Source organism: Psychrobacter lutiphocae DSM 21542, assembly GCF_000382145.1.
Classification (GTDB): domain Bacteria; phylum Pseudomonadota; class Gammaproteobacteria; order Pseudomonadales; family Moraxellaceae; genus Psychrobacter; species Psychrobacter lutiphocae.
In genome coordinates, this window is sequence record NZ_KB907648.1 from 1 (window position 1) to 26,415 (window position 26,415).

Consider the following 26,415-nt stretch of genomic DNA (forward strand, 5'->3'; position numbering starts at 1 on the left):
GTAGACAGCGCTAATGGTAATCTGAACTTAGTGATGGCGAAAGACCTAACCGATATTGACAGTATTACGGTTAATAATGGTGGTCCGGTTATCAATAAAGACGGCATCGACATGGGTAATAAAACTATTACCAACCTAGCCCCAGGTGAAAAACCAACAGATGCAGTTAACGTTAGTCAGTTAACCACACAAGTAGCAGCTTCTAAAGAAGTAGTTAAATCTGAAGATAAATCAATCACAGTGAACACTACTAAAGATGATGTTACTGGCGCTACTATCTTTGACGTAGCCGTTAATACTGATAATAAAACCATCACTAAGAATGCGGATGGTTCAATCAAAGCGGTTACCACAACATTAACTCATGACAGTAATGGGTCAGTGAACGCACCTACTAATAGTGATGGATCTGTAAATACTAATGCACTTGCAACAGCTGATACTGTAGCAACTGCGATAAACAGTTCAGGGTTTAATGTTGCATCAAGTGGTAACCTAGCTGAAGGCAATGAAATTGGAGCTAAGTTAATCAACCCAGGTGCGACAGTAACTTATACTGCAGGTGATAACTTAACCGTTAAACGTGTTGGAAATGAGTTCACCTTTGCTACCAAAGATGACGTAGTCTTTGACCAAGTTACTATTAACAACGGCGGACCTGTCATCAATGCAGATGGCATCGACATGAACAACCACACCATCACCAACTTAGCTCCAGGTAAAGATGGTAAAGACGCTGTTAACGTTGATCAGTTAACACAAACCGTAGCAGCTTCAAAAGTTAAAGTTGTTAAGGGTACAAACATTGCGAGCGTTGACCTAGACGAGAAAACTAATACGTACACAGTGAATGCTGATGGCACAACAGTATCAGAAGGTTCAGATGCAGTTAGTGTAGTTAAAGGTGAAAAAGATACAACCACTAACTTAACTGACTATAAAGTTGACTTATCACAAGCTACCAAAGACAGCTTGGCAAATGCGGACAGTGCTTTACAAGAAGTTGTGACTCAAATTGATGGAAAAGACGTTAAAACCATTAAGAAAGATGACAACACAGCTAACTTTGTGACTGGTACAAACATCAAGCTAGAAGATGATGGCGAAGGCGGTATTAAAGTATCAACCGCTGATGATGTTAAGTTTACCAATGTTAACGTTACTGAGAATCTAACAGTTGATGGCAACACAACCGTTGAAGGTAATACCACTGTCAAAGGGGATACTAACCTTGGTGATAAATTCTTTGTAACTAATGAAGGTGCTACTTACACAGGTCCTATCACGGAGGGTAATCATATTGTTAACAAACAGTATGTGGATGATGGACGTACCGAAGTTGAAGCAGGTAACAACGTAACAATCACTCCAACAACAGGTGATAAAGATCAGCCTATCTATACTGTAGATGCTGAGAAGACAACCGTATCTTCAGAAACTCTAGAAGTCGTTGGTACCAAAGATGACGATACTGATATCACTGACTACAAAGTTGAGCTTAAAGACAGTGATAAAGATGCTATCGCTAATGTTGGAAAAGGCTTTAACATAGCGGATGGTGCTGGTCACAATGATAATGTACAGCTAGGTCAAACGGTTATCTACAAAGGTACAGACGGTAATATCGTCACCGACGTAACAGATAACCAGGTCGGCTTTAAGTTAGCTAACGTTGTTAATATTGGTGGTAATAACCCAATTACTATCAATGGCGATACAAACACGATTACAGGCCTTGGCCCTAACTTACCAACAGATGGTACACCAGCACCTGGTAATATCAACAAATCTAGCGCTGCAACAGTAGGGGACGTATTAAATGCAGGCTTCAATCTGCAACAAGCTGGTACACAAAAAGACTTTGTACAAGCTTACGATAACGTCAACTTTACGAACGGCAATGCTACAACTGTAGATATCAACAGTGATGGTAAAACCAGTAATATCAAATACGATGTGAATGTTGATGGTTCAACAATCAAAATTGTAGGTGGTAAATTGGTAGCTGTTGGTGGTACAGGTGGTACTGGCGGCAAGGTTGAGACCACAGATCTTACCGTAACAGGCGGTAAAGTTGATACTCCTAAAGCGGGCGAAGGCGATAAAGTAGTCACCGCAGACAACCTTGCTGATACCATCAACAACTCTGGTTTCACTGTGAAAGCGACTAATGATGCTGTAACTGATGATGCTGGTGAGATGGTTAATCCAGGCGATGAAGTTAACTTTATCAGTGGTGATAACATCAATGTAACGCGTGATGGCACTAATATTACTGTTGCTACTAAAGGTGACGTTAAGTTTGACAATGTGACAGCAGGCAATATCAATGCGGGCAACATGAATGTAGAAAATGTTGGTGATGGTCCAAACTCAGTTACCAACAAAGGCTATGTCGATAATGGTCGTACTAAGGTTACCTCTAAGGATGAGTCTATTATTGTTAATGCTAAGCCTAAAGGTGATGGCAATGGATTTATTTACGATCTATCTGTAGATACCTCTAAGATTAATGCAGAAGCTGCAAAACACACTTCGGTATCAGGGGAAGGTCCGATCACAGTTACTAAATCTGATACGCCAAATGATAAAGGTGGAGATAACTATGTCGTGTCAGTTGAAACTGATAGCACTATCAACACTGAAGGCGGCAAATTAAGTGTAAATACTGGTAACATCAATACTGCACCAAATGGTACTGCTTCAGCCAGTAAGCCTGGTAGTATTGCCACTACAGGCAATGTTGCAGAAGCAATTAACAAATCTGGCTTCACTGTTAAAGCTAATGGTGATGAAGGTGAGATGGTTAACCCAGGTGATACAGTTGACTTTATCAATGGTAAAAACATTGAAATTACTCGTGATGGTACAAACTTGACTGTAGCAACCAAAGCAGAAGTTGAGTTTGATAAAGTTAATGTAGGTAATACATCAGTTGACTCTAACGGCATCACAATAACCAACCCAGACCTGCCTGATAATACAGTTACTCTTACCAATCAGGGTCTGAATAACGGTGGTAATACTATTACTAATGTAGGTCCTGGTGTGAATGGTACAGATGCTGTTAACCTTAACCAGCTGAAAGATCTTGGCTATAACTTAAATACTAAGATCAAAAAAGTCGGCGATGAAGCCAACGCAGGTATTTCATCAGCGATGGCAATGGCGGCCTTACCACAAGCTTACCTACCGGGTAAGAGCATGTTAACGGGTGGTATGGCGTCTTATAACGGTGAAGCTGCGGTTGCCGTTGGTCTGTCTAAGCTATCAGACAATGGTCGCTGGGTATTTAAAATCAGTGGTAGTGCTGATACAGAAGGTAATGCGGGTGGTGCAGTAGGCGCTGGCTTCCATTTCTAGTCCGATACTCAAATCGTTAAAAAGCTCTCACACCTCGATAGCTGAGGTGTGAGACAACAAAACTTATTCACACTATCAATTAGATTTTAAATTTTGAAGGAACTCTTATGAAAATGAGTCACACAAACAAACTAGCAGGTCTTGGTGCAGTCGGTCTTGCAATGCTAGCCATGACAGGCTGTATGGGTACCAAATATCTGAGTGAAGGTATTACAGAAGAAGGTCGTGTACAAATAGAAAATGTTAAGTTTCCTGAGCTAGATGACGCCTGGCAAAATGAGGGTCAGTTTCCTAACAGTGAAAACTTGGCAAAAATTAAACCAGGCATCTTAAAAGATGAGTTATATCAGTTGATCGGCCGTCCACACTTTAGCGAAGCACAGCATGCACGCGAGTGGGACTATATCATGAAGTTTTATATGCCAGATGACACTGTAAAAGTCTGTCAATATAAAGTCATCTTTGATAAAGATTATCGTGGTCAAGAGTTTTATTGGCATCCAGCAGCAGACTGTCCACCACAGCCAGCACCAGCTCCTGCCCCTGTGGCACAGCCTGTGCCTGTTGTCGTCCAAGCGCCAGCGCCAATCAAAGAGCGTATTAACTTAGGTGCAGATGCCTTATTCAAGTTTGATAAGTGGCAGCCTGAAAATATGCTACCACAAGGTCGTGCTGAGTTGGATGAGCTAGCAGCCAAACTCCGTCAATATCAGGATATGGGTGAAACACGTATCATTATTACTGGTCATACCGACCGTTTTGGTGATGATATGTATAACATGAATTTATCGCAGCTACGTGCGCAAACAGTTCGTAGCTACTTAGTCAATCTTGGTGTCCATCCAGCATCTATGATTGCTATTGGCGCTGGTGAATCTCAGCCCGTCAAAGAGTGCTCAACTAAAGAGCCACGCAAAGTACAGATTGATTGTCTGCAACCAAACCGTCGTGTGACCTTGGATGTGACAGTTACTCAAGACTAGGTGTATTCATTTGTTAGTATTGAAAAATGCTAGTGACAAATAACAATAATAAGCAACAATAAAAAGTGCCGACCTCTTAGGGGTCGGCACTTTTTATTGTTGCTTATTTAATGACTTTTTTATGGTTTCATAACCACCAAATTTTTCTACCTACTGTTTTTTATTATTAATATATTCTTAATTATTTGTTTTTTTATTTCGATTGTTTTTTTGATTGTTAGAGGTTTGAGAGGAAGGTGTAGTATGACATCAGTATAAGTTTTATTTAATATCAAGGTCATTTTTTTTATTTTTTTTAATAAATATTTTTATGCTAATCTATTATAAGTAGTTTGTAAACTGACTAATAAATTCAATAAGTTATAATCAATTTTGTCACATTAAGATACAAAAAAAGTATCTGCACTATGCTTATTTTTTGCTAGTTTAGATGATGAAGTCGATTGAGTTGACGGTGGCAGTGAGTTACAAGTAGAAGGAAGTGATTGTGAAATGTGACTGAATTGTTGTTTGTAATAATACTGTCATGTATTTCTGATTATATGAGAATGATATTGATTCTGATTGCAATTTTAATTAGAAACTTTATCTATTGCGACTTCTTTAGTATCAGTCTTAATCACCTTAGTTGCTTATTTGGGCAAAATAAAGTGAGAAGGGTGAATGGGGACATGATAGTAACCACATAAAAAGTACACATTTAGAACGTGTACAATTGTAAAGGGCACGGTTATGAATACAAAACAAACTTTTAAATTATCCCCTCAAGGTAGGATTGCTAGTGCAGTCAGTATGGCTTTGGTACTACCTTTTATGAGTGTTGCGGCACTTGCTGACAATATTAGACCTATTGGCGACACAACAGTTAGCCAAGTAGGCAAGGTGGATGTGGTCAATATTGCCAATCCAAACGCCAAAGGGCTATCACACAACCAATATAAAAAGTTTAATGTGAGTGAGTCAGGTGCAGTGTTAAATAACTCATTGGTGGCAGGTGAGTCACAGCTAGCAGGTCAGCTTGAAGCCAATAGCAACTTATCTGGATCGGCATCCGTTATTTTAAATGAAGTAGTGACAAAAAACCCATCACTCATCTTAGGGCAACAAGAAGTATTTGGGATGGCTGCTGACTATATCTTGGCCAACCCAAATGGTATTACTGGTGAAAATATAGGTTTTATTAATACCAAGCGAGCATCGTTGGTTGTGGGTAAGCCAACTATTAAAGATGAGCGCTTAGCCAGCTTTATAGTGGGTGATCGCAATAACAATGTTTTAGCATTAACTGGTGAGGTCAAGGGTGATCAGCGTTTAGACCTATTGGCACCTAAGGTAGATATTAATGGCAATATCACAGCCACTGATGCCATTAATGTTATCACTGGTCGTCAAAATATCGACTATGACACGCTTAATGTTAGTGAGTTAGAAAGACGTCAGCCACATGTGACTTTAGATGGTCAGATTTTGGGCAGTATGCAGTCTGGTCGTATCCGTTTGCATAATACGGACGCTGGTGCGACACAGACCTTACAAGGTCAGTTCAGTGCCGACCAAGATTTTGACGCGGCAGCGAATACCTTAAAAGTATCTGACAGTGACATTTCAGGCAAATCAGTGTCACTTGTTGGGGCGAAGCAACTATCTATCGGCGGTGAGGTACAAACCGCACGTACTGAATTACCAGAGAGTAAAGAGCAGCTTGATGATAATGTCACGTTGACTCATTCTGGTTATAAAGAAACACAAGCCTTTAAAGGCTCTAAGGTTACGGGAGATACCATAGCGCTTGGTGGTAGCAACATAGACATTGAAGGTAGCCAGTTACAAGGTAATAGCATTAATGCTGCTGGTGATAATATTAGCGTAAGTGGTGTGACTACCACCAATACCGATAGCACAACCGCACGCAATAGCAAAGGTCTATGGTTTAATGAAAATGAAGCGTTAGATAAAGATCAGCAGTATCATCAGTCTCAGTTAAATGCTAATGATGATATCACTTTAAATGCATCAGCAGATTTAAAAATCGCTGGTGCTGATATCAAGGGTAATAGTGTCTCTTTAAGCTCTGGTAATGATTTAGTTGCCACAAGCGAGACAACAGAAAAATCGCACAGTGATATTAACCGTTATAAAAATGAAACAGCAGATCTTAAATCAGGTGCTCGTACAATTACTCAAGCGACTCAAAGTGGAAATCAAAGCACTATAAGTGGCGCGAATGTGAGCTTAAATAGTGGTGGTGAACAGCGCTTAGAAGGTGTTCAGCTAACTGCGGATACGGCTAACTTAACCAGTGATGGCGCATTGACCGTAGCGAGTAGCGATACAAGTAATCGCCAAACGGATGAAGAAGACTTTAAATACTGGAGTGGTATTGGTGGTGGTGAAACCCATATCAATAACAAAACACAAACCTCATTAACAGGCAGTCAAATTAATGCCAAAAATACCACGTTAAGCAGTGATAGCGATGTTACAGTCAGCGCTAGTGGTATCAAAGCGGATAATGCATTGAATGTGACTGCTGCAGGTGACGTTAATATTAGTAATGGCTTTGCCACTGAGCAAGATTATGCAGAAGACCGTCATGGTACTGCGTTTAACATCACCGATAAGAAAACAGCGGTTGATCGTTTGGCTCAGAGCACTGTCGCCAGTAATGTGTCTGCAAAAGAGTTATCCTTAGCTGGTGACAATATTACCTTGACCGGTAGTGATGTGGCGGCAACGGGAGATCTTGATACATCTGCGACATCAGCATTAACCACCAATGCTGCCAATGCTACTGATATTACCAAGACTGAAACGTATGATATCAGCACTGATGGCAAAGCAAGCTCTAACCTTGATCTAAAAGATGACTTTGACAATGTGATTAACGGCGGTGTTGACGGTGTATTAAATGGTAGCGTGACCAAATTGGTGACTGACGGTATTGACCAATTAAAAAATCTTGAGGTTGAGGCTTCAGGCTCTATTAAAGGGGTGACGACGCTCACTACCAAAGGGTCAGGAAATGCGCGTAATAACACCATATCTGCCAATAATGCGACGCTCAAAGCACAAGAGGTCAGCCTAAATGGTACAGATATCAATGCGACTAATAGTGTGGTTATTGACGGCAAGCAAGTGTCCACGGGTGCAACCGAAGCCTTAACGGCAGTAGATAGCAAAGTCTATAAGAGCACAGGACCTGAAGCCTATGTAAGAGGCGGTGCAACTGGTGTACAAGTCGGTGTTAGCATTGGGCACAATCAGATCATCGATGAGCACAATGAGTATCAAGCGGCTAACTCAACGATTAAAGCAGGTAACAAAGCTACCTTAAATGCAGAAGAAGGCTTGAGCAACCAAGGTACGCAGATAACCGCTGCAACAGTAGACTTAGCGGGTCAAGACATTAATAATGATGCCTCATATGATCGTGTTGTTGATCGTAAAGTAGTCGCTGGCGGTGATGCTGCATTAGACCTATTTGCGGGCACTAGTAAGCCTTTAGGTGGTGGTATCAAGTTATCAGGTGACGGTGATGGCGTTACTACCGAGGTGAAAACGGCGCATACCACGGGTATCACAGCGACTAATGATGCCAATATTGCCGCTCAAAATACAGCGGTAGATGCAGGTACTCAAATCTCTGCAAATGCCATTAATATCAATGCTGATGACTATACTGGTACAGCCGCTTATGACTCAACTGTGACCACCTCTCACCGTGGTCGTGGCGACATCAATATCAATGCGTCAACCAGTGATTTCACAGATGTAACAGTGGACGCAGGTGGTAAAGGCACGTATCAGTATCTACAAACAGGAGATGCTAAAGCCATTAAAGGCAGCTTAAAAGCAGATACTGTATCGATTGATGCGGTGACTCAAGCTGTGGCAGCACAAGATGTTGAAGCTCAGCAATATCACATCAATGCAGGTGAAAAAGCAGTCATTGCTCAAGACAGTGATAAACAATGGAATACGGCCGGTGGCGCTGAGCTAGGTGGATCAGTTGGCGTTACGGTTATTCCTGCTGCGGTCACTACTGGACTTGGCGTATTACCTTCGGCATCTGCCAAAGCAGGTTTTAATTACTTGGGTACTGAAGATACTCAAGCCAAAGTTGCTACTATTAAGACCAAGGATGTGAGTGTAGCTGGGCAACAGCTAGCTCAGGTTGATGGCGCAAACCTTGAGTCAGATAATATTGTGGTCAAAGGTAATCGTGCAAATATTGCAGCAGCACAAGATACCCATCGTGCGGTTGGCGTTATTATGAATGGTAATGGGGGTTTTGCTCCTGATCTTGCCAGTGATAAGCTTGGTTTAGGCGCGAAACTTGGTGTGGTTAATGAAACCAGCAACAAAGCACAGGGTGCGACTGTTAACACCAAGAACCTAACTGTTGCGGCAAATGAGGCAGGTGATGCGCTGTCAGTACAAGGCGCTAATATTACTGCTGATAATATCAGCTTAACCAATACACATGCAGAGGGTGATGTTAATCTTGCTGCTGCTGAGTCAAAGGACTATGTTGGTAACTTTGGCCTTGGTGCAAACTTAGGTGGGGAGCTTGCTGAAGATAGCTTTGATAGTCACACTGCTGGCGCTCACTTAAATGTTGAAACCGATAACAGCGCTTACTATGCAATCGGTACTGTTAACGCAGACCGTGTTGATATTAATACGGGTAACGATATCAACTTACAAGCTAACATCAATGCAGGTGTTGTCAATGTTGAAGCGGGTAATGAGTTTAGCATTAATGCTGCTCAAGATGATGTGGTTAAAGTCAATGTAAATACTGAGGCTTCTATTGACGGTAATCCAGTTAAGCTTGTTGAAGATATTATCGCAGGCAATATTAGTGTCACAGATGCGATCACAACTGACTTTAATAACGGCACAATTCTTGGTTTAAAGGCATCAGGTAAAGCAGGTTTTGATGTGGATAATCAGAAAATTACCCATCAAACCAGTATCAATGTTGACTCACTTAACACTAAGGTTGGTAGTGGAAATATTGCGGTAAATGCTGCCAACGTCAGTGCGAGAGATGCCAATCTTGGTGGTGCCCAGGTTAGTCGCAGTAATAATGATGACTTTGTACACAAAGTAGGTGCTTCAATAGATGGAGAGACATTCAGCATACCAGACTTTGTTGATACTATCCCAAGTTTAATCACAGATGCGTTGGCAGGTAAGCCTATTGCGCTTGACATCCCAGTCAATGTCGATGTTGACTATGAATGGGATGACACTGATGGCGCAAACACTAAGGCAAATGTGAAATTGTAGATAGTATTTTGCACTATTAGCGAGTAAGTATATCGCAAATAATGTAGGTTAATAGGAGCCCATGCCTACTTTAGGTGTGGGCTTTTTTTTCTATACACCCTACACTCAACTTATTAGAGTTCAATGTAAACTGGTGCTTTTATCCCAGCAAAATATAGCTTGCTATTAAAGATTCTGTATTAAAGCCATCGCTTATAGTCACAGCCATATAAAAGAGTTACAGCGTTAACCTCGTTTAGCCTACATGAGCAGTACTTGCACACGGTTGCCTTGTAACTCATTTATCTGACTACAACTATACAACAAGGGTTGAGAGTGAGGTTTTTATACAGCTTTTATACTGTATTCATAAATTATATAGTCAGCGAACTACTAGGGCGTGTCTTGCTAAGCCTACATGAGCAGTACTTGCACTTGGTTGCCTTCAAACCATTTTAGACTTCTTTGACTATACTTTCTTTGACTATACTTAGAACATATCGAGACAATATGCTTTCAATCTTTAGAATGAACGATAGCCAGCACCTCATACAAGCGGCTACTGCGGCAGGACTTGGCATACTTTGTACGGCAGTACCGATAGCATCCATTGCCGCCACTGCCAACGACAATAACCGCATACAGCAGCAACCAAATACAGCGCAACCTATCTGGAAGCGCACTATTGAACAGCAACAAGCATGGCAAGATGCGATACAACAGCAGCGTATTGAAGCATTACGTCAAGCGCAGCCTGAAGATAAACGTGCAGTCACTACTGTGCCTGATGATAAAACGTCTGATGACAAAGAGCCTGGTGCAACCCCCTCAGTAGATGAGGATAAGACGCAGACGTTTAACTGCTTGCCAACACAGCGTATTGAGCTTGGCAACATGCCAGAGCTGAGCCACTCAGTACAAACGCAGCTGCGTCAGCTAGCACAGCGGCTATCTACACCGATGCAGAGTATCGCTACGCCATTGAATCGTGCTCAGTGTTTGTCTGTGGCGGATGCGAATGAGCTAGTACGACATATTACTCAGGCATATCTGGATGTTGGCTATTTTAAGATTACGATTGAGCCAACAGACAGTCAACAAGGCATCTCGCTGTGGCACGTGTCTGTGGCTAAAATTATAGATATAGATAACCACACCAAGTTACCCACATCACGCTTGTTTGGTAATGTCTTGGGTAAAGCGGCCAATATGGCATTGCTTGATCAGGCGGTTAGTAATGGCGAGAGGGTGATAGATGGTCAGTTGTTGATAGACATCTATCCAGTTGGTAAGGATGTGCGCCTAAAAGTGAGCCAACAGGGGCAGATAGACACCCTAGGTGCCGACTTAGAGTGGCGTTATGATCCAGATGACAGCTATGGCCATAATCAACTTAGGTTGCATGGCACACTACGAAATATCTTTGGGCAAGCGGATGTGACCTCTATGTCTATACAGCAGAGTCTTACCGAACATTATGGCTATGACGAGGACAATCAGCGGCGCAGTGTTAGTATTTATACCTCTATTCCTAACGGTCGCTGGCAGTGGTCGGGCTTGCTGGCTGCTGATGAATACCAACGCACGATAAAGCTGCCCAACTCACTACTTGAGCAGACAGGTGATAGCTGGCAGGCAAATATACGTGGTGATTATACCTTTCATCGCAACCAACACAGTATTTCCTCGGTGTATGGACAGCTGGCGCATCAAGATGTCACTAGCGAGTTATTAGGGAGTCGTTTGGCGGTACAAAGCCCGACATTAAGCAGTGCCCGACTTGGCGTCAATCATACCAAGCTGTTTAACAATCGTAACTTAGATAATCCGTTAAAGGTGACCACAGGGGCGTGGGTGGTCGATTTTAGTGTTGAACAAGGTTTTGGTAATCATGATAATCCTGCAACTGGACAGGGATTAAAAGATGATTATTTGCGCTGGCTACTTTCAGGTTATGTGTCGCATCAGCATTCTATGGTGTCATCAGGTCAGCTTATTGGCTACTGGCAGATGACGCATGAGCTAGAAGGGCAGTACAGTGATGACTTATTATTTGGTATTACTCAGCAATCGCTTGGCTCGACTTATTCAGGCGTGCGTGGTATTAGTAACGCTTATAATGCGGCAGAGTCAGGTGTGACTTTGCGCAATACGTTAAGCTTTGAGCCAATGCAGTCAGCTTGGCAAGCCTTTGGTACGCAGCAGATACGCTGGTCGCCTTATGTGGGCGCAGATTATGGGGTAGTGAAGTATTCAGGCCGTGATTTGGAGGATGATACCAGTGATGCGATGAGTGCCACCGCTGGGTTAAAGCTGATAGGTTATGATGTTATAGACAAGGCATTGGAGAGAAAGTGGGAGCTGGATGTCAGTGCCAGTCGTGCTCGGGTGGACTATGCCAATCAGCAGATAAAAAAACGCCAAGATACTGAAGTATCAGCAGCTTGGCGTTGGTTTTTTTAATTAGGAATACGCCCTAAAAAAGCGTTTAATGTTTACCCCTAATCAGCTAAAACTTAACGCTTACGGCTAAACTTACTGAGCTTTTTATTGTTAATCTCGCTAATGGCATGCGCAATTTCATCATCATCTAAACTGGCCACATGATGCAAAATCTGCATAATATCTGGGTTTAGAATGTAATGCGCATGACGAGCGATGTTATGAATGCGTTCGTCGATATCGAGCAGGCCCGTTTCCTTATCTTTGCTAACGTATTCTAAGCGGATTAACGCATTTAAGAAGCTGGTAAATAGCGCACGATCAAAGAAGTCTGGAATGTCATCGGCATACAGTACAGACAAGCGCTGACCTAACAGATGACACAGATCTACCAATTGCTCTGCGGTTAAGCGGCCTGAGCCTTGCTGAGCCAATAACGCCAATGCCATGAAATAGCGCTCAAGACTTTGTGACACAGGAGCGGCAAGCATATCAAGCTGCTGATACTGCTCACTGTTTTTCTCAGGGGTGCTTAAGATGTTATTGCCCAAGTCGACGATGACTTCTTGTTCAATTAAATTGCTCAGTGTTTCTTCAATTAAGGTTGGCAGATTTCGCGCTGCACGGAACAAGAACAGCTCACTTTGTAAGAAGGGGTAGAGCTGAGTCACGATACTGTCTAAGCGCTTGCGCTCAATGCGACCGTTGCGATAAACCAAGGCGGCTAAGAACGAAGAAATAATAAATACATGTAAGATGTTATTGCGGAAATAGCTCAAAATGGCCATCTGCTTTGGCAACACTTTAATCATATCACCGAGGATATGTGGGGTGCGCTCTACCAGCTTTAATTTAATACCATAATCAATAATGGCTTGAGGTTCCATATCTGTGATGATGGTCTCATGGGCATAAGGCATGCCAGTGGCGATGCGCTGGCACAGAGCGATTTGCTCACGGCAGCTTTCTTCATCTAATGCAGCCTTTGGTGTCGATAATAATACCAGCGACAATAAAGAGATTGGGTTGACCACAGCCGCCTTATTGATATTTTGCATGATTTTCACCCCAAGGTTGTCAACCATGGCAGAAGCCTTGGCGTCTAGTGGGGTATCAGTGCGATCGGCTGGCAGGCTATTGGGCTCGACATCAAACTTGCGCATAAAGTCCTCCATGTGCAGCGGCGTGCCGAAGCTTAGATGAACATGACCAAAAATGCGCTCAATTTTGCGGCTGACTTTCAATAAGCCCAGTAAGGATTCGGACTCTTTTGGCTTGCCTTTAAGCTCACCAATATAAGTGCCGCCTTCCATAATACGTTCGTAGCCAATATAGGTCGGAATAAATGCCAGTGGCTTAGTGGAGCCACGTAAGTGACTGTGGACCGTCATCGCTAACATTCCCATCTTAGGTGGTAATAGGCGACCTGAACGTGAGCGCCCACCTTCAATGAAGTATTCAATGGGAGTATTGCGCTGAATCAGCATGTGCAAATATTCACGTAATACCGCTTTATACAGCTCGTTATCTTTAAAGCTACGGCGGATATAAAAGGCAATGGCACTGCGCAGTAAAGGCCCTAATACGGGTACGTCTAGGTTGTTACCAGCGGCCACGTACGGCAAGCTTAGACCATTTTTGAAAATGACATACGCCAGCAGTAAGTAGTCAACATGACTTCTATGACAAGGTACATAAATCAGCTCATGGGTGGCGGCCAGTTCTCGTACTCGCTCAAAGTGGTGTACTTCAACGCCGTCATACAGCTGCGTCCATAGCCAAGTTAAAAAGCGCTCAAAAAAACGAATCACTGAGTAGCTATAATCATTGACGATTTCATTGGCATAACCGCGCGCCCGTTGTTTGGCAGCGGTAAAGCTGATGTCTTCGGCTTCCGCCTCTTGCTGACAAGCGTGATTGATGGCTGGTGAGTGAATCAGCTTATCGACTAAGTTGCGTTTATCGGACAAATCAGGGCCAATCATACTTTGACGATGGCTGTCTAAATAAGCATTAAGCTTATGTTGCACCAATAAGGTTAGGCTGAAGTTGGCTTCTGTCGCGGTCAACAAGGCTGTTGAGCTAGACAGAGCTTGCGCTTCGATATTGCGTTTGGCTTGGTGCAGTAGCTCATTTTCTGAGGCACTTGTTTCTGGCTTATCAGCTTGAGATGAGGCGCCAGCAGTGGCTGACGATGTGCTAGGCTGCTGGTGCTTTGGTTGCTTTTGCTGTAACTCGTTAGCCGCTAGCAAGGCAGCGGCAATTTGTTTGGCACTGTCGCCGGGCGTGTCGGTTGCCAAGTTCGCTGACTGAGCTTGAAGCGGAGAGTCAGGCTTAGTTTCGGACTTAGATTCAGTTTCAGACTGATTAGAAACGGTCAACGACTCAATAATCTCATGCAGTGACTGTGGCGGATGGAACTGTACAAAGGTATCTCGCCCCATCACCCCAATATTAAACAGCTGCTTGGTCAAAGAAGGCTCATCCCAGTTGTCTGCCATTAACAGCTTAAATAAAGAGTCTTCATTATCTGGCGCACGCCCCCATAGAATAGAGACAGGCACCAGATTGATTTTTAGCTCTGGATTTTGGCGGCAGGCAGATACCAGACGAGCCAGACGTGGTGAGACCTTGCGGCCATTGGCGTTGGGATGATGCAAAAATATAATGGCTGCGTTTTCATCAATTTGATGACGTGGATCTTCCACCCCGACCAAAGCAGGGGGAAAGTCATGCTCTTTGGTTTGTAGATCAACCAAGATGCTATTAGAGCGTGAGTATTCTCGTAGCACATAAAAGGTCAGTGCACCCGCCTCGTTACTAATCTCTGGCAGGTCACCAATGATTTTAGGTTTTACTGCCAGCTCAAGCGCCTGCCCAGATAGTTTGCGATACAACTGGTTGACAGAGCGACCAGAACGAGAGATAGCAGCGCTTGCTTGAGCCGCTTGCTCTTGGAAGCTAGGTGATGACCGCTGTGAGGCTGAGCGTGTCTCTTTGCTGGTCTTTTGTGCTTGGCGCTGCTTTTTTAAGCGCTCTTTTAGCGAGTGTAATAAACGAGATGGAAGCATAAGTCTGAATTAAACCTATTAAAATAAGATAAGGTTAGGGATGTATAGTGCTTACTTGGTATGGCATTTACTTATTGTAGCAACATTTACTTATTGTAATAAGTCAAGGTGCTCAAATATAAAAGGTACTCAAATATAAATTAATGCTATACGATACTGCCCCTATATTGCCATAAAAATGAATAAAGTAATACAGGTGTTCTCTGAAAACTTTACTCTTATGATAAGGCTCGAAATATATCTTATCATAGAGCATTCAGTTGGGGAGCATTGAGTTATTGAGTTGGTTTCTGGTTATAAACCTTTATTAGTAGTAAGCCTGGTGGTGATTTAATATTACAGCAATGAGATCAGCTTGAGTGCTGTTATTCTTAAAAAAATTAACAAGGGGCTGTAATCACTTATCATAAAATGACCCATTAAATAACTTGCAATAAAAAAGTTATTCTTGTTAACTTAATACATAGCCAGTAGCGAGGTGCTGCTTATATATGCAGCTCGGCCACTTAGATTGTTTTGGAGAATATTGATGTTTGATTACAAACAGCTCGTAGATCAACTGCTTGATACGGTTCAATTAAAACAAATCGATACTGATGTTTTTGAAGGAAAAAGTTATGACTATGTCGGCAAGCGTATCTTTGGCGGTCAGGTCTTAGCTCAAGCAATTATGGCAGCTGCACGTACCTTAGATGAGGACAAGCCTTGTCACTCGTTGCATGGCTATTTTTTGCTTGGCGGTAATATTAATCAGCCAGTCATCTATAAAGTGCGCCGCTTGCGTGATGGGCGCAGCTTATCAGCTCGAGAAGTGACTGCGGTACAGTGCAAACAAGATCAACAAGGCAATCAGATTGAGCAAGTTGTGTTTACTATGATGGCCTCATTTTCTTTGATGGAGGGTGGCTTGGACTATCAAGAAGACATGCCTGCTTACCCGCCACCAGAGGATTTAGAGTCGGAGCAGTCATTAAAAGAGCATCATGTTGGCGATGTACCTGAGCCTTTGCGTGAGCGCTTTATGCGTCCACGTCATGTTGAGATTAAGCCCGTTAAGCCCCGTAATCCAGTGGTGCCAGATCCAATGAAGCCCAAGCAGGCCAATTGGCTACGTATTCCGGAGCTGGGTGAGCAGCCTGTTGCTATTCAGCAGGCATTATTGGCATTTTCATCAGATTATTACTTGGTCGGTACTGGGCTGATGCCACATGGTATTAGCTTTATGACCAAGGGCTTGCAGGCGGCCAGTATTGATCACTCAATGCATTTCCATCGTCCGTTTGATATCAATGAGTGGCTGCTTTATGACATGTGGTGCGATACCACCTCACATTCACGTGGGCTCAATCATGGCCAGTTTTGGCAAAATGGTAATCTGATTGCTACGGTGCAGCAAGAAGGATTAATGCGACTACGTGACCGTTAGTTGTTGCCATTAGACTTAAGCAGAGAGAAGAAAATCAGAGAAAAGAATCAGAGAAGACAGTTAGATAATAAAGCTTGAGAATAAAGTTTTAGATAAATAAAGAAACTAAAAAAGGCACTAAAAAAGCAGGTTATGAAATTTCATAGCCTGCTTTTTTTAACAGCTAGTAATACCTTTTCTGAAAAATAACCTATCTTTGTCAAACTCGCTAAACCTACTACTTGTAGCGTTTGCACTCGTTTTCCTCGATAGCTTAATTTTTAGATTTGGTATAATATCGCTGGGTAAGTTTACCAGATTAAAGAATTGGCACTGCGCTGAGTGACAAAGCCATCGGGTATCTGCCCATTGTCTGTCTGCCAACGAGCAAATGCATTGCGTGTATTGGTACCCATAATGCCATCAATACCTTGAGTATCATAGCCAGCACGAGTGAGATTATATTGTAAGTTTTTAACTTGCCCTTTGGTTAGTGGCTTTTCATAACGTGGCCAAGACTTTTGAATACCAGACTGACCGACAATAGCACGACCCAATAAGCTCACGCCTAGTGCATAGTTAGATGAGTTGTTATACACTTTAATCACGTCAAAGTTAGGGCTTAGCAGTAATGCAGGACCCTCTTTACCGGCAGGTAACCATAACTCCAGTAAGGTATGGTCATCAATATACCCGCCGCCATTTGCAGTGATACCCATTGAACGCCAAGTTGAGGCAGGCATTTTTTGACCCAATAAATGGTAATCAAAAGTGCTGGGCAGAGTAGTTTCATAAAACGGAGACACACCACGTATCCAGCCTGAGTTACTTAGATAATTTGCAGTAGATGCCAAGGCGTCAGCTGTTGCCCAAGGGTTACGGCGACCATCACCATCGCCATCAACACCATGCTCAAGCCAAGTACCAGGGATAAACTGAGTTTGTCCCATACCGCCTGCCCAAGAACCTTTTAGCTGTGAAGGAGACACATCACCACGCTCGATAATTTTCATCAAGGCCAGCAGTTGCTCTTCCGCCCACTCACGGCGGCGACCTTCATAAGCGAGCGTACCTAAAGAGCTTGGGATATAGCTACTACCCGTAAAAGAACCAAATGATGACTCCATACCCCAAATAGCAGCAATAATCTCCGCATTCACTCCATACTGAGACTCAAGGCGAGACAGCAAGCTACGTTGCTGATTAAACTTACTTTGACCACTACTGACACGACCACCTGATACAGCTGAGTCAGCATATTCCCAAGGCATTTTGACAAATTCAGCTTGGTTTGAGTCCAATGAGATGACTCTGTTATTAAGCTGTGCAGAGTCCATGATGCGGCTGATGTCATAAGGGTTATAGCCTTGATTGATAGCACGAGCTCGAAAGTCAGACTTCCATTCTTCGAAGCTATTATAGCTTGCCTTAGGCTGTAACACAGGTGCAGGTTGCGGGGCTGGCTGCTGCACAGGTGGCGTGGTATCTGGCTTAATAACAATTACTGGTGCAGGCTTTGGGGTGATAACAGGTACCTGTTGTACAGGCTTGGTTGAACAGCTTGCCAAAAATAGCGCTGAAATAAGCGCTAGACCATGTTTTAATTGAAAGTTAGCGAGTTGCTTTTGCATGAAAGAAGGTCTCATATTATTGGTGATATTGTGGGTTATAAAAAGGTCAGGTCAGCTTATCGTGTCGAGCGTGTCGCTTAGCTCCACCAAATGTTTGCCGAATCAACAGACCTTACTATAAGCTAAAAATATTAAGTCAAAACACTGTATCAATAAATCGGCTTAAAGTCGATATGGGCGACGTGATGAGCAGACGATTTCAATAATTATTTTTTAAAGCTATTTGTACATAAAAGCATTAAAATATTGGAGCCAATCCAGCCATCCGCTTCTACTTTGACCACCCACTGGCGCAGTGATTATTGGCTTGGTGCGTTCCAACATTTGAGTGACTTGAGAAGGGATAGAGTGAAGCATTGCTTCACCCCGACACAAGAAAAAACCTGTTATTTTCTGAGAAGCTAAGTCACTGCAAGCCAGTGATCGTGCAAGGATATTCACTTTAGAAAATCGCCTTTGAGCGATTTCTCTTGCGCACCTAAAATTGCAGTGTAATTTTTTAACGGTGCTCAGGGACTAAACCGCCTTGTTAAGGCAGCCCACACAGCCTTGCATCGCTATTCATTGGCTACTTTACATGGGTTTATTGCTGGGTATCGTTACCTGCACACCTTATTTTCAGAGGCTTGTACTTCTTCTGTACCCTTTTTAAGGTGACAGTTAAACAGAGATTATCAGACAGATGTAATCTTAATAAAGCTCTATTCGGCATCTCAGATGAATAAATAGGCACAACCATCCAAAATAAGAGAAAGTATGAAAAAAATCATGCAAAGAGCCTTTATTTTAATCACTTTGTCTTTAATTGTGAGCTTTATATTATTCATTATTAATAAGCATTATCTGCCACCCATATTAGGTGATCTGAAGCTAAGATACGTATCTAGTAATAATTACAACCTAACCTATAAAGGTAAGACATTAGCAGCAAGAGTTACCGCCGTAGATAGTTGGTATATACAAAAGCCTTATGTCTATGGTTCTACTACCAAAGTGCCTTCTAATAAGAGCTATGATTTGGTTTATTTTTTTATAAATGTATGCAGTGGTGAGAGATTTATCACGTCAGATTCTTCAGAATTTGAAACTTTTCTAGATGGTAAGTATATTCCAGACAATAAGAGAAACTGGATGAGCGGCATAAACGCGATAGATATCCAAAAGGCAGAGTATTCTTCAGAAATTGACTGCTCAAAGTATAACTAGCTACTGATTAGGACAATACTTGTAACACCTTAAGCATAGCCTTCGGCAATCCCAGCGTTGTCTTTGCCTCATTAGCTGATAACCAAACCAAGTTAATATCCGCTTTTTCAAGGTGCTGTGTTAACGCTATCGATTGCTTATTATCCAAAATAAGCTGTTTGGGTTGCAGGTACCAATGAAAATGAGTCAAGGTATGCTTAATCGGGGCTGCCTCTAATAAACCATCGGTGATAGAGTCAGCACACAAGCTATTATCAACTAACCATTTATCAACAATCTGCTCGGCAACCGTATTTTCACTCTCATAAACTGAGTCTTCTGCGGAAGTGGCAACCACTTTTTTACCCAGCGTTTTTTTCTCAAATTGAAGCGGTAATACCCAAAGTCCGCCCCATATCCCACTATCAGGGCGCTGTAACCATAGTATTTCGTGTTTATGGTTTTGGATAACTAACGCATTGCTAAACTTGCTAGGTTTTGGTTTTTTTTTGGCTTTTACTGGATAAAATTCTGGCCTGCCTTCGGCATAAGCAATACAGTCGGCATGGATAGGGCAGGCCTCACAACTGGGATTGCGACGCGTACACAAGGTTGCGCCCATATCCATCATCGCCTGCGCAAAGTGGCCACTGTCATCGGCAGGCGTCAAACGCTCTGCCAGCGCCCACAGCTCTTTATTGGTTGCAGATTTGGTGATATCACCCTCAACACCTGCCCAGCGGGTCAGCACTCGCTTCACGTTACCATCACAAATCACGCCATAACCATGCAATCCCATCGCCACAATCGCCCCAGCAGTAGAGCGTCCTACGCCAGAGATGGCCTCCCAATCTTCGACAGTTTGTGGAAAGTCGCCAGTGTCATTAATAATCTCGACCAACTGCTTGGCGCCTTTGTGCAAATTGCGAGCACGGGCGTAATAGCCCAATCCTGCCCAGTGTTCCGCCACCATATCCCAGTCTGCATTGGCAAGGTCTTGTACGGTGGGGAACGAGTCCATAAAGCGGTGAAAGTAGGGGATAACGGTGGTGACTTGGGTTTGTTGCAACATGACCTCAGACAGCCAAACGATATAGGGGTTTGGGGTGTCGGTTTTGTGCTGTTGCCACGGCAGATCGTGACGACCATGAGTATCGAACCAGTTAAGGATACGGCGGGAGAAGGTGTCGATCTTAGTATTAGGGTGACGCACAGACATAGGGTTAGACGTTATCATAATAGCAACAACACTTATCAACGCACAAAAACTATCATTATAGCCCATTCAGCTTACTGGAAGCTAAATAATCCTTGGGTTCTGTGTTGTTATATCCATACTACAAATCAAGCGTGTGGCGTAGATTGGCAGTGGCATAGCGACACCCAAACTTTACAAGCTTGCTAATATTTTTACAATTGATGGGTTAAATGCCTTATTATGACAGTACAGTTTCTTATTTTATGGCATATTACGCAGTTTGAGGTTGTCAATAGCCAATGAAATAGTGTATTTTAGATTGGAATATATAACTGTTTGTTATTTAACCGTTATTGCAGAAAAATTACCGTTACATTGGAGCAAATTTTAGGGGCTATATTTACCAAAAACGGTGTGAAGCTATATAACATGTGCAACTAAATAACATGTGAAACCATATAAAATTAGTACGTTTATTGTTGTTAACCGTCTTATATCAAGTATTAAACTTTATTTTATTAATATCATTACCTTGTAGGAGATCCACAGATTATGGATAATCAAACCACCCAATTGCGTCGCTATAATAGACCTTGGTTGAAGACTTATGAAAAATATGGCATGCAATATGAGATTGAAATGCCACCAGCGGATACGTCGCTGATTGAGATTTTGGAAGAAAACTTTACCAAGCATGCTGGCCGCACCTCTTTTGTGTGTATGAATCAAGAGCTATCCTATGATGACTTAGATCGTTATAGTCGTCAGATGGCCGCTTATTTACAGTCACTTGGCCTTAAAAAAGGCGATAAAGTGGCGGTGATGCTACCAAATATTTTGCAATCACCCGTGTCTATCTTGGCCATTTTGCGTGCTGGATTTATCCTAGTCAATGTCAACCCACTGTATACCACGCACGAGCTTGAGCATCAGCTTGAAGACTCAGAAACCAAAGTGCTTATCATCTTAGAAAACTTTGCTAAGACTTACGCTGATATCGCCAAAAAGACGGTAGATCACGTTATTGTGACCGCGATGGGTGATTTGATGAGCCCGTTCAAAGGCTTTATCGTCAATACTGTGGTACGTCATGTGAAAAAGATGGTGCCGCCGTTTAATATCCCAGGCAGTGTGACCTTCAAGCAAGCGCTAAAAACAGGCGCACAAAAGAGCTATACTCGTCCAACCAATATCGGCCTTGATGATGTGGCAGTATTGCAGTACACCGGTGGTACCACAGGGGTTGCTAAAGGTGCTATGTTGACTCATGGTAACTTAGTTGCCAACTTAATTCAGGCCGATACTTATATTGGTGATGCTTTTGATCACTTCGAAGAGCGCAATGAACAGCCAGTTATTATGACTGCTTTGCCTTTGTATCATATTTTCTCGTTTACCGTTTGTGGTATGTATGGTCTACGCAAAGGGGCGATCAACTCACTGGTGCCAAACCCACGTGATGGCAAGAGCTTGCTAAAAGCATATAAAGACTATCCACCTGCATTCTTCCCAGCAGTTAATACCTTATTTAATGGTTTGATTAATAGTGAGCACTTTAGGGTGCTTGATCACAGTAAGCTTGAGATGTCGATGGGTGGTGGTATGGCGGTATTAAAAGATACTGCTGAGAAGTGGAAAGCAGGTACAGGTAACGTGATTGTCCAAGGCTATGGATTATCAGAAACCTCGCCTGTGGCATCTGCCAACCCAATGGGTCTAGATGAGTTCCCAGGTAATATTGGCGTGCCTTTCCCAGCGACTGACATGGCCATCTTAGATGAAGAGGGTAATGAAGTTGAGATCGGTGAGCGCGGTGAAATTTGTGTCCGTGGTCCACAGGTGATGAAGGGCTACTGGAAGCGTCAAGAAGCGACCGACGAAGTCATGACTCCAGACGGCTACTTCCGTACTGGTGATATCGGTGTGATGGATGAAGAGGGGTACTTTAAGATTGTCGATCGCAAAAAGGACATGATCATTGTGTCTGGCTTTAACGTCTATCCAAACGAAGTAGAAGATGTGATGACCGGTCATCCAAAAATCTTAGAGTGTGGTGTTATTGGCGTGCATAGTGATAAAAGTGGTGAAGTGCCAAAAATCTTTGTGGTACGTCAAGACCCAAGCTTAACTGAGCAAGAAGTAATTGATTATGCTAAGAAAAATTTAACCGGTTATAAGCGCCCACGTATTGTTGAGTTTGTTGATGAGTTGCCTAAGTCGAATGTCGGTAAAATATTACGTAAAGACTTGCGTGAGATGGAAGCGAAGCAGAATGCATAGTCATAAATATGAGCTGATTACAGTAAAGATTGAGTTGATATAGCATCTTGAGCTTTAAGTTTTTGTAGTTAACGAGTACAATTAAAAACAGTTCAAAAAGGATACGAGCAATTGCCGTATCCTTTTTTTGTATTCGCTTTTTATACGCACTTTTACAGTTGCGGTATATAGGTCAGCATGAGTAGCCTTTATAATAAGAATAACTGTAAAAAACCAATCCAACTCAATTAACACGTAGTAAACTAGATAACCATATAATTCATTTAGTAAAATCATATATATAAACAATATACATTACAGGTAACTTCATGACTACAGATACAAATGCCAATCAAACCTCTCCCGTCAGTGAGCTACATGGCACCTTTCCAACTTACCCTGATATTCCAAGTGACCGTCCTTGGTTAGCCTCTTATGAGCGCTATGGCATTGCCGATCATATCGAAAAGCCAGCAGATGATACCTCGCTACTGGAAGTGTTTGAGCGCAACTTTTCCCGTTATGCCAGCCGCGATGCTTATATCTGCATGGGTGCCTCGATTACCTATCGTGAGCTAGACAATTATAGCCGTCAAATCGCTGCTTACTTGCAGTCTTTAGGATTGAGCGTCGGTGATAAAGTGGCAGTGATGATGCCAAACGTGCTGCAATATCCTGTGGTGGCGTTGGGTGTGCTACGTGCTGGTATGATCTTAGTCAATGTTAATCCACTATATACCAGCCGTGAGCTTGAACATCAGATTCATGACAGTGGTGCAAAAGCCATCTTTATTGTTGAAAACTTTGCCAAGACCTTCCAAGACGTGCAAGATAAAGGGGATGTTGAGCATGTGATTATTTCTAGCATGGGTGATATGCTGGGTATGGTACGTGGCTTTGTGGTGGACTTTGTGGTGCGCCATGTCAAAAAAATGGTGCCAAGCTTTTCGCTACCAAACAGTGTCAGCTTTAAACATGTCTTAGATGCGGTATCAGCACATCAATACAAGCGTCCTGAGCTGGATTTAAGCCATGTGGCCTTGTTGCAATATACTGGCGGTACCACAGGTGTTGCCAAAGGGGCGATGTTGACCCACGGCAACTTAATTGCCAATATGCTACAAATTAATGCGGTCATGGATGCCGCCTTTGGTGATATGGCCAGCGGTGAGGTCATTTTAACTGCATTACCGCTCTATCATGTGTTCTCCTTTATGGTGTGTGGCATGTATGCTATGTATGAAGGTTGTACTGGCTTATTGATTCCAAACCCACGTGATTTGGATGGTTTGATTAAAGAGATGGGCAAATACAAGCCTGCCTTTATTCCTTCAGTAAATACCTTGTTTAATGGCTTGGTCAATCATGAAAAGTTCAAAGACTTGGATTTTTCAAACCTAAAAGCATCCATCGGTGGTGGTATGTCGGTGTTGCCGAGTGTGGCAAAAGCTTGGCATGATGCTACTGGCTTGCCAATTGTTGAAGGCTATGGTCTATCAGAAACCTCGCCTGTGGTGAGCTTTAACCCGATGAATATTTCTGAATTTACCGCCAAAATTGGGGTGCCTGCGCCAGATACGGATGTGATCTTAATTGATGACGATGGCAATGTGATGCCCATTGCTGAGCGTGGTGAAATCTGTGTCAAAGGTCCACAGGTAATGGTTGGCTATCAAAATCGTCCAGAAGAGACTAAAGATACTTTCACTGATGATGGATATTTCAAAACTGGTGACATCGGTATTATGGATGAAAAAGGCTTTATCAAAATTGTAGATCGTAAAAAAGATATGATCTTGGTTTCTGGCTTTAATGTTTATCCAAATGAGATTGAAGAGGCGATGGCACAGCATCCAGATGTGCTAGAAGTAGGTGCTATTGGCATTCCAAGTGAAGAGCGTGGCGAAGAGCCGAAGATTTTTGTCGTGAAAAAGAAAGGCTCAAATGTGACTGAAAAAGAGCTATTAAAGTTTGGTAGAAAACAGCTGACTGGCTATAAACGTCCTCGTCATGTACAGTTTGTCGATGAGCTACCAAAATCAAACGTGGGCAAAATATTACGTAAAGAGTTGCGTAAAATGGAAGGCTTAGACTAAATCACATTAGACTAAGGTGCATTAAATTAAGTCAAACTCATATCGACAGACTTAAGCCAGTGCGAGAGATGATGCGAGCAACAAAAAGGGGAGGGCGCCGTCTTCCTCTTTTCATTGTGTTGTTATTGCTTTATCATCAATGGTGTTAAAAACTAACAAATAAAAACTTATACTGTTTTTTGAAAGTAAGACGCTCTTTGCCGCTTGCTTTTAGAGCCAGTATTTATATAGGAAACAACTTAGTAATGCGTATAGACAACCGCCAGCCAGATCAACTTCGCCAAGTAACTTTTGAACGCAACTACACCAAACATGCAGAAGGCTCGGTCCTAGTCTGCTTTGGCGATACCAAAGTGCTGTGCACTGCCAGTGTTGAGTCAGGTGTACCACGCTGGTTAAAAGGTCAAGGCCAAGGCTGGGTGACTGCCGAATACGGTATGTTGCCACGTGCCACCAATACCCGCAATCAACGTGAAGCCGCTCGTGGCAAGCAGTCAGGACGCACCCAAGAAATCCAACGTCTGATTGGCCGTAGCCTGCGTGCCATGGTAGATCTCAATAAGCTGGGTGAAAGTACCATCTATCTTGATTGTGATGTTATACAAGCCGATGGTGGTACCCGTACTGCCAGTATCACAGGCGCAGCTATTGCCTTAATTGATGCATTAGAGGTGCTACAACAAAAGAAAAAACTAAAAGAAGACCCGTTAATCGGGTTGGTAGCAGCGGTATCGGTTGGTGTCAAAGATGGCGAGGTATTGCTTGATTTAAACTACGCTGAAGATTCAAACTGTGACACAGACTTGAACGTGGTCATGACCCAAAAGGGTGAGTTTATTGAAATCCAAGGTACAGCGGAAGAAAAACCTTTTACCCGTGCGGAAGCCGATAAAATGTTAGCGATGGCAGAAGTGGGTATTGCCGACTTGGTTAAGCTGCAACAAACAGCCTTAGGTTGGTAGGTCAGTCATGCTACAAATTACTGATAATGGAGCCAATATCACCTTATCTGGCAAGGCGCGTGGCACAGGTGATGGGTTGTTTTGGTTTGCTGTGGCTTTATTATTTGGTGCTATTGGCGTGGCAATGGCGATGAGTCTTTTGCCAGAGCGTTTGGCAATAGGGGCGCTGGCTGCCTTGGTGGTATTTAGTTTTATATTTAACAAACGACGTAACCGACAAAAAAAGGGGACGGCCACCCAAATCAGTGCTGGCATTGTCAAAGTGCAACCAGGTCAGTTTGTACACAATTGGATGGGGCAAGCCCAGCGTATTGTGATACAAGCCGATGAGGTGGTGACGGTCAATGGGAGTACTTTGTTGATTAAAGATGCACAAGGCCAAGTGACCTGTCAGGTGACAGGCTTTGATGCGGCAAAAGAAGCGCAAGTGATGCAGGCCATTTTGGAAGGACAGCAGTTTGGTAAACGTCATGCTAATATTAAGATGCAGTCGTCTTAAATCAGTCGTTGATATACTAAAGCAAGATGTCGGACAACACCAGCAAC

General features: G+C 42.9%; 14 protein-coding genes. 10 read left to right on the plus strand and 4 right to left on the minus strand.

Features of this window, described 5'->3' with window-relative positions; translation table 11 throughout:
- From H140_RS0109950 to H140_RS0109965, 4 genes are all read left to right on the plus strand, one after another.
- The coding region (locus H140_RS0109950; protein ID WP_019673508.1) for a YadA family autotransporter adhesin at positions 1–3,363 on the plus strand (3,363 nt) is incomplete at its 5' end.
- A 113-nt stretch (positions 3,364–3,476) separates the two neighbouring features.
- Complete coding sequence (locus tag H140_RS0109955; RefSeq protein WP_156819150.1) at positions 3,477–4,346, plus strand: OmpA family protein; 870 nt, start codon at positions 3,477–3,479, stop codon at positions 4,344–4,346.
- A 732-nt stretch (positions 4,347–5,078) separates the two neighbouring features.
- Entirely contained in the window at positions 5,079–9,641 is a 4,563-nt protein-coding gene (locus tag H140_RS0109960) for a two-partner secretion domain-containing protein (RefSeq protein ID WP_019673510.1), read from the plus strand.
- A gap of 489 nt (positions 9,642–10,130) precedes the next feature.
- On the plus strand, positions 10,131–12,083 hold the full coding sequence (locus H140_RS0109965) for a ShlB/FhaC/HecB family hemolysin secretion/activation protein (RefSeq protein ID WP_083932740.1): 1,953 nt from the start codon (positions 10,131–10,133) through the stop codon (positions 12,081–12,083).
- Positions 12,084–12,136: 53 nt separating this feature from the next.
- Here the strand turns inward: H140_RS0109965 and plsB are convergent, their stop codons facing one another.
- Entirely contained in the window at positions 12,137–15,133 is a 2,997-nt protein-coding gene (gene plsB, locus H140_RS0109970) for a glycerol-3-phosphate 1-O-acyltransferase PlsB (RefSeq protein WP_019673512.1), read from the minus strand.
- A 529-nt stretch (positions 15,134–15,662) separates the two neighbouring features.
- Between plsB and H140_RS0109975 the strand changes: the two genes are divergently transcribed.
- Complete coding sequence (locus tag H140_RS0109975; RefSeq protein WP_019673513.1) at positions 15,663–16,559, plus strand: acyl-CoA thioesterase; 897 nt, start codon at positions 15,663–15,665, stop codon at positions 16,557–16,559.
- Positions 16,560–16,849: 290 nt separating this feature from the next.
- Here the strand turns inward: H140_RS0109975 and H140_RS0109980 are convergent, their stop codons facing one another.
- Positions 16,850–18,169, minus strand: a complete 1,320-nt coding sequence (locus H140_RS0109980; protein ID WP_019673514.1) for a lytic murein transglycosylase — start codon at positions 18,167–18,169, stop codon at positions 16,850–16,852.
- Between the two features lie 219 nt (positions 18,170–18,388).
- A complete protein-coding gene (locus H140_RS15915; RefSeq protein ID WP_156819152.1) occupies positions 18,389–18,526 on the minus strand; it encodes a hypothetical protein in 138 nt (45 codons plus the stop codon).
- Between the two features lie 399 nt (positions 18,527–18,925).
- On the opposite strand from H140_RS15915, the gene H140_RS0109985 reads away from it, so the two are divergent.
- The gene (locus tag H140_RS0109985; RefSeq protein WP_019673515.1) at positions 18,926–19,375 is read left to right on the plus strand and encodes a hypothetical protein; all 450 of its coding nucleotides are present in this window, start codon (positions 18,926–18,928) and stop codon (positions 19,373–19,375) included.
- A 7-nt stretch (positions 19,376–19,382) separates the two neighbouring features.
- Here H140_RS0109985 and mutY read toward each other — a convergent pair whose 3' ends face one another.
- Entirely contained in the window at positions 19,383–20,591 is a 1,209-nt protein-coding gene (mutY, locus tag H140_RS0109990) for an A/G-specific adenine glycosylase (RefSeq protein ID WP_051086892.1), read from the minus strand.
- Between the two features lie 513 nt (positions 20,592–21,104).
- On the opposite strand from mutY, the gene H140_RS0109995 reads away from it, so the two are divergent.
- The 4 genes from H140_RS0109995 to H140_RS0110010 all read left to right on the plus strand — a co-directional run bounded on the left by H140_RS0109995 (position 21,105) and on the right by H140_RS0110010 (position 26,368).
- Entirely contained in the window at positions 21,105–22,832 is a 1,728-nt protein-coding gene (locus tag H140_RS0109995) for an AMP-binding protein (RefSeq protein WP_019673517.1), read from the plus strand.
- Between the two features lie 308 nt (positions 22,833–23,140).
- Positions 23,141–24,907 (plus strand): AMP-binding protein, encoded by a 1,767-nt coding sequence (locus H140_RS0110000; RefSeq protein WP_019673518.1) that lies wholly within the window; start codon positions 23,141–23,143, stop codon positions 24,905–24,907.
- Positions 24,908–25,152: 245 nt separating this feature from the next.
- Complete coding sequence (rph, locus tag H140_RS0110005) at positions 25,153–25,869, plus strand: ribonuclease PH (protein WP_019673519.1); 717 nt, start codon at positions 25,153–25,155, stop codon at positions 25,867–25,869.
- 7 nt (positions 25,870–25,876) lie between these two features.
- Positions 25,877–26,368, plus strand: coding sequence for a hypothetical protein (locus H140_RS0110010; protein WP_019673520.1), 492 nt, complete (start codon positions 25,877–25,879; stop codon positions 26,366–26,368).
- Positions 26,369–26,415: the final 47 nt, after the last annotated feature.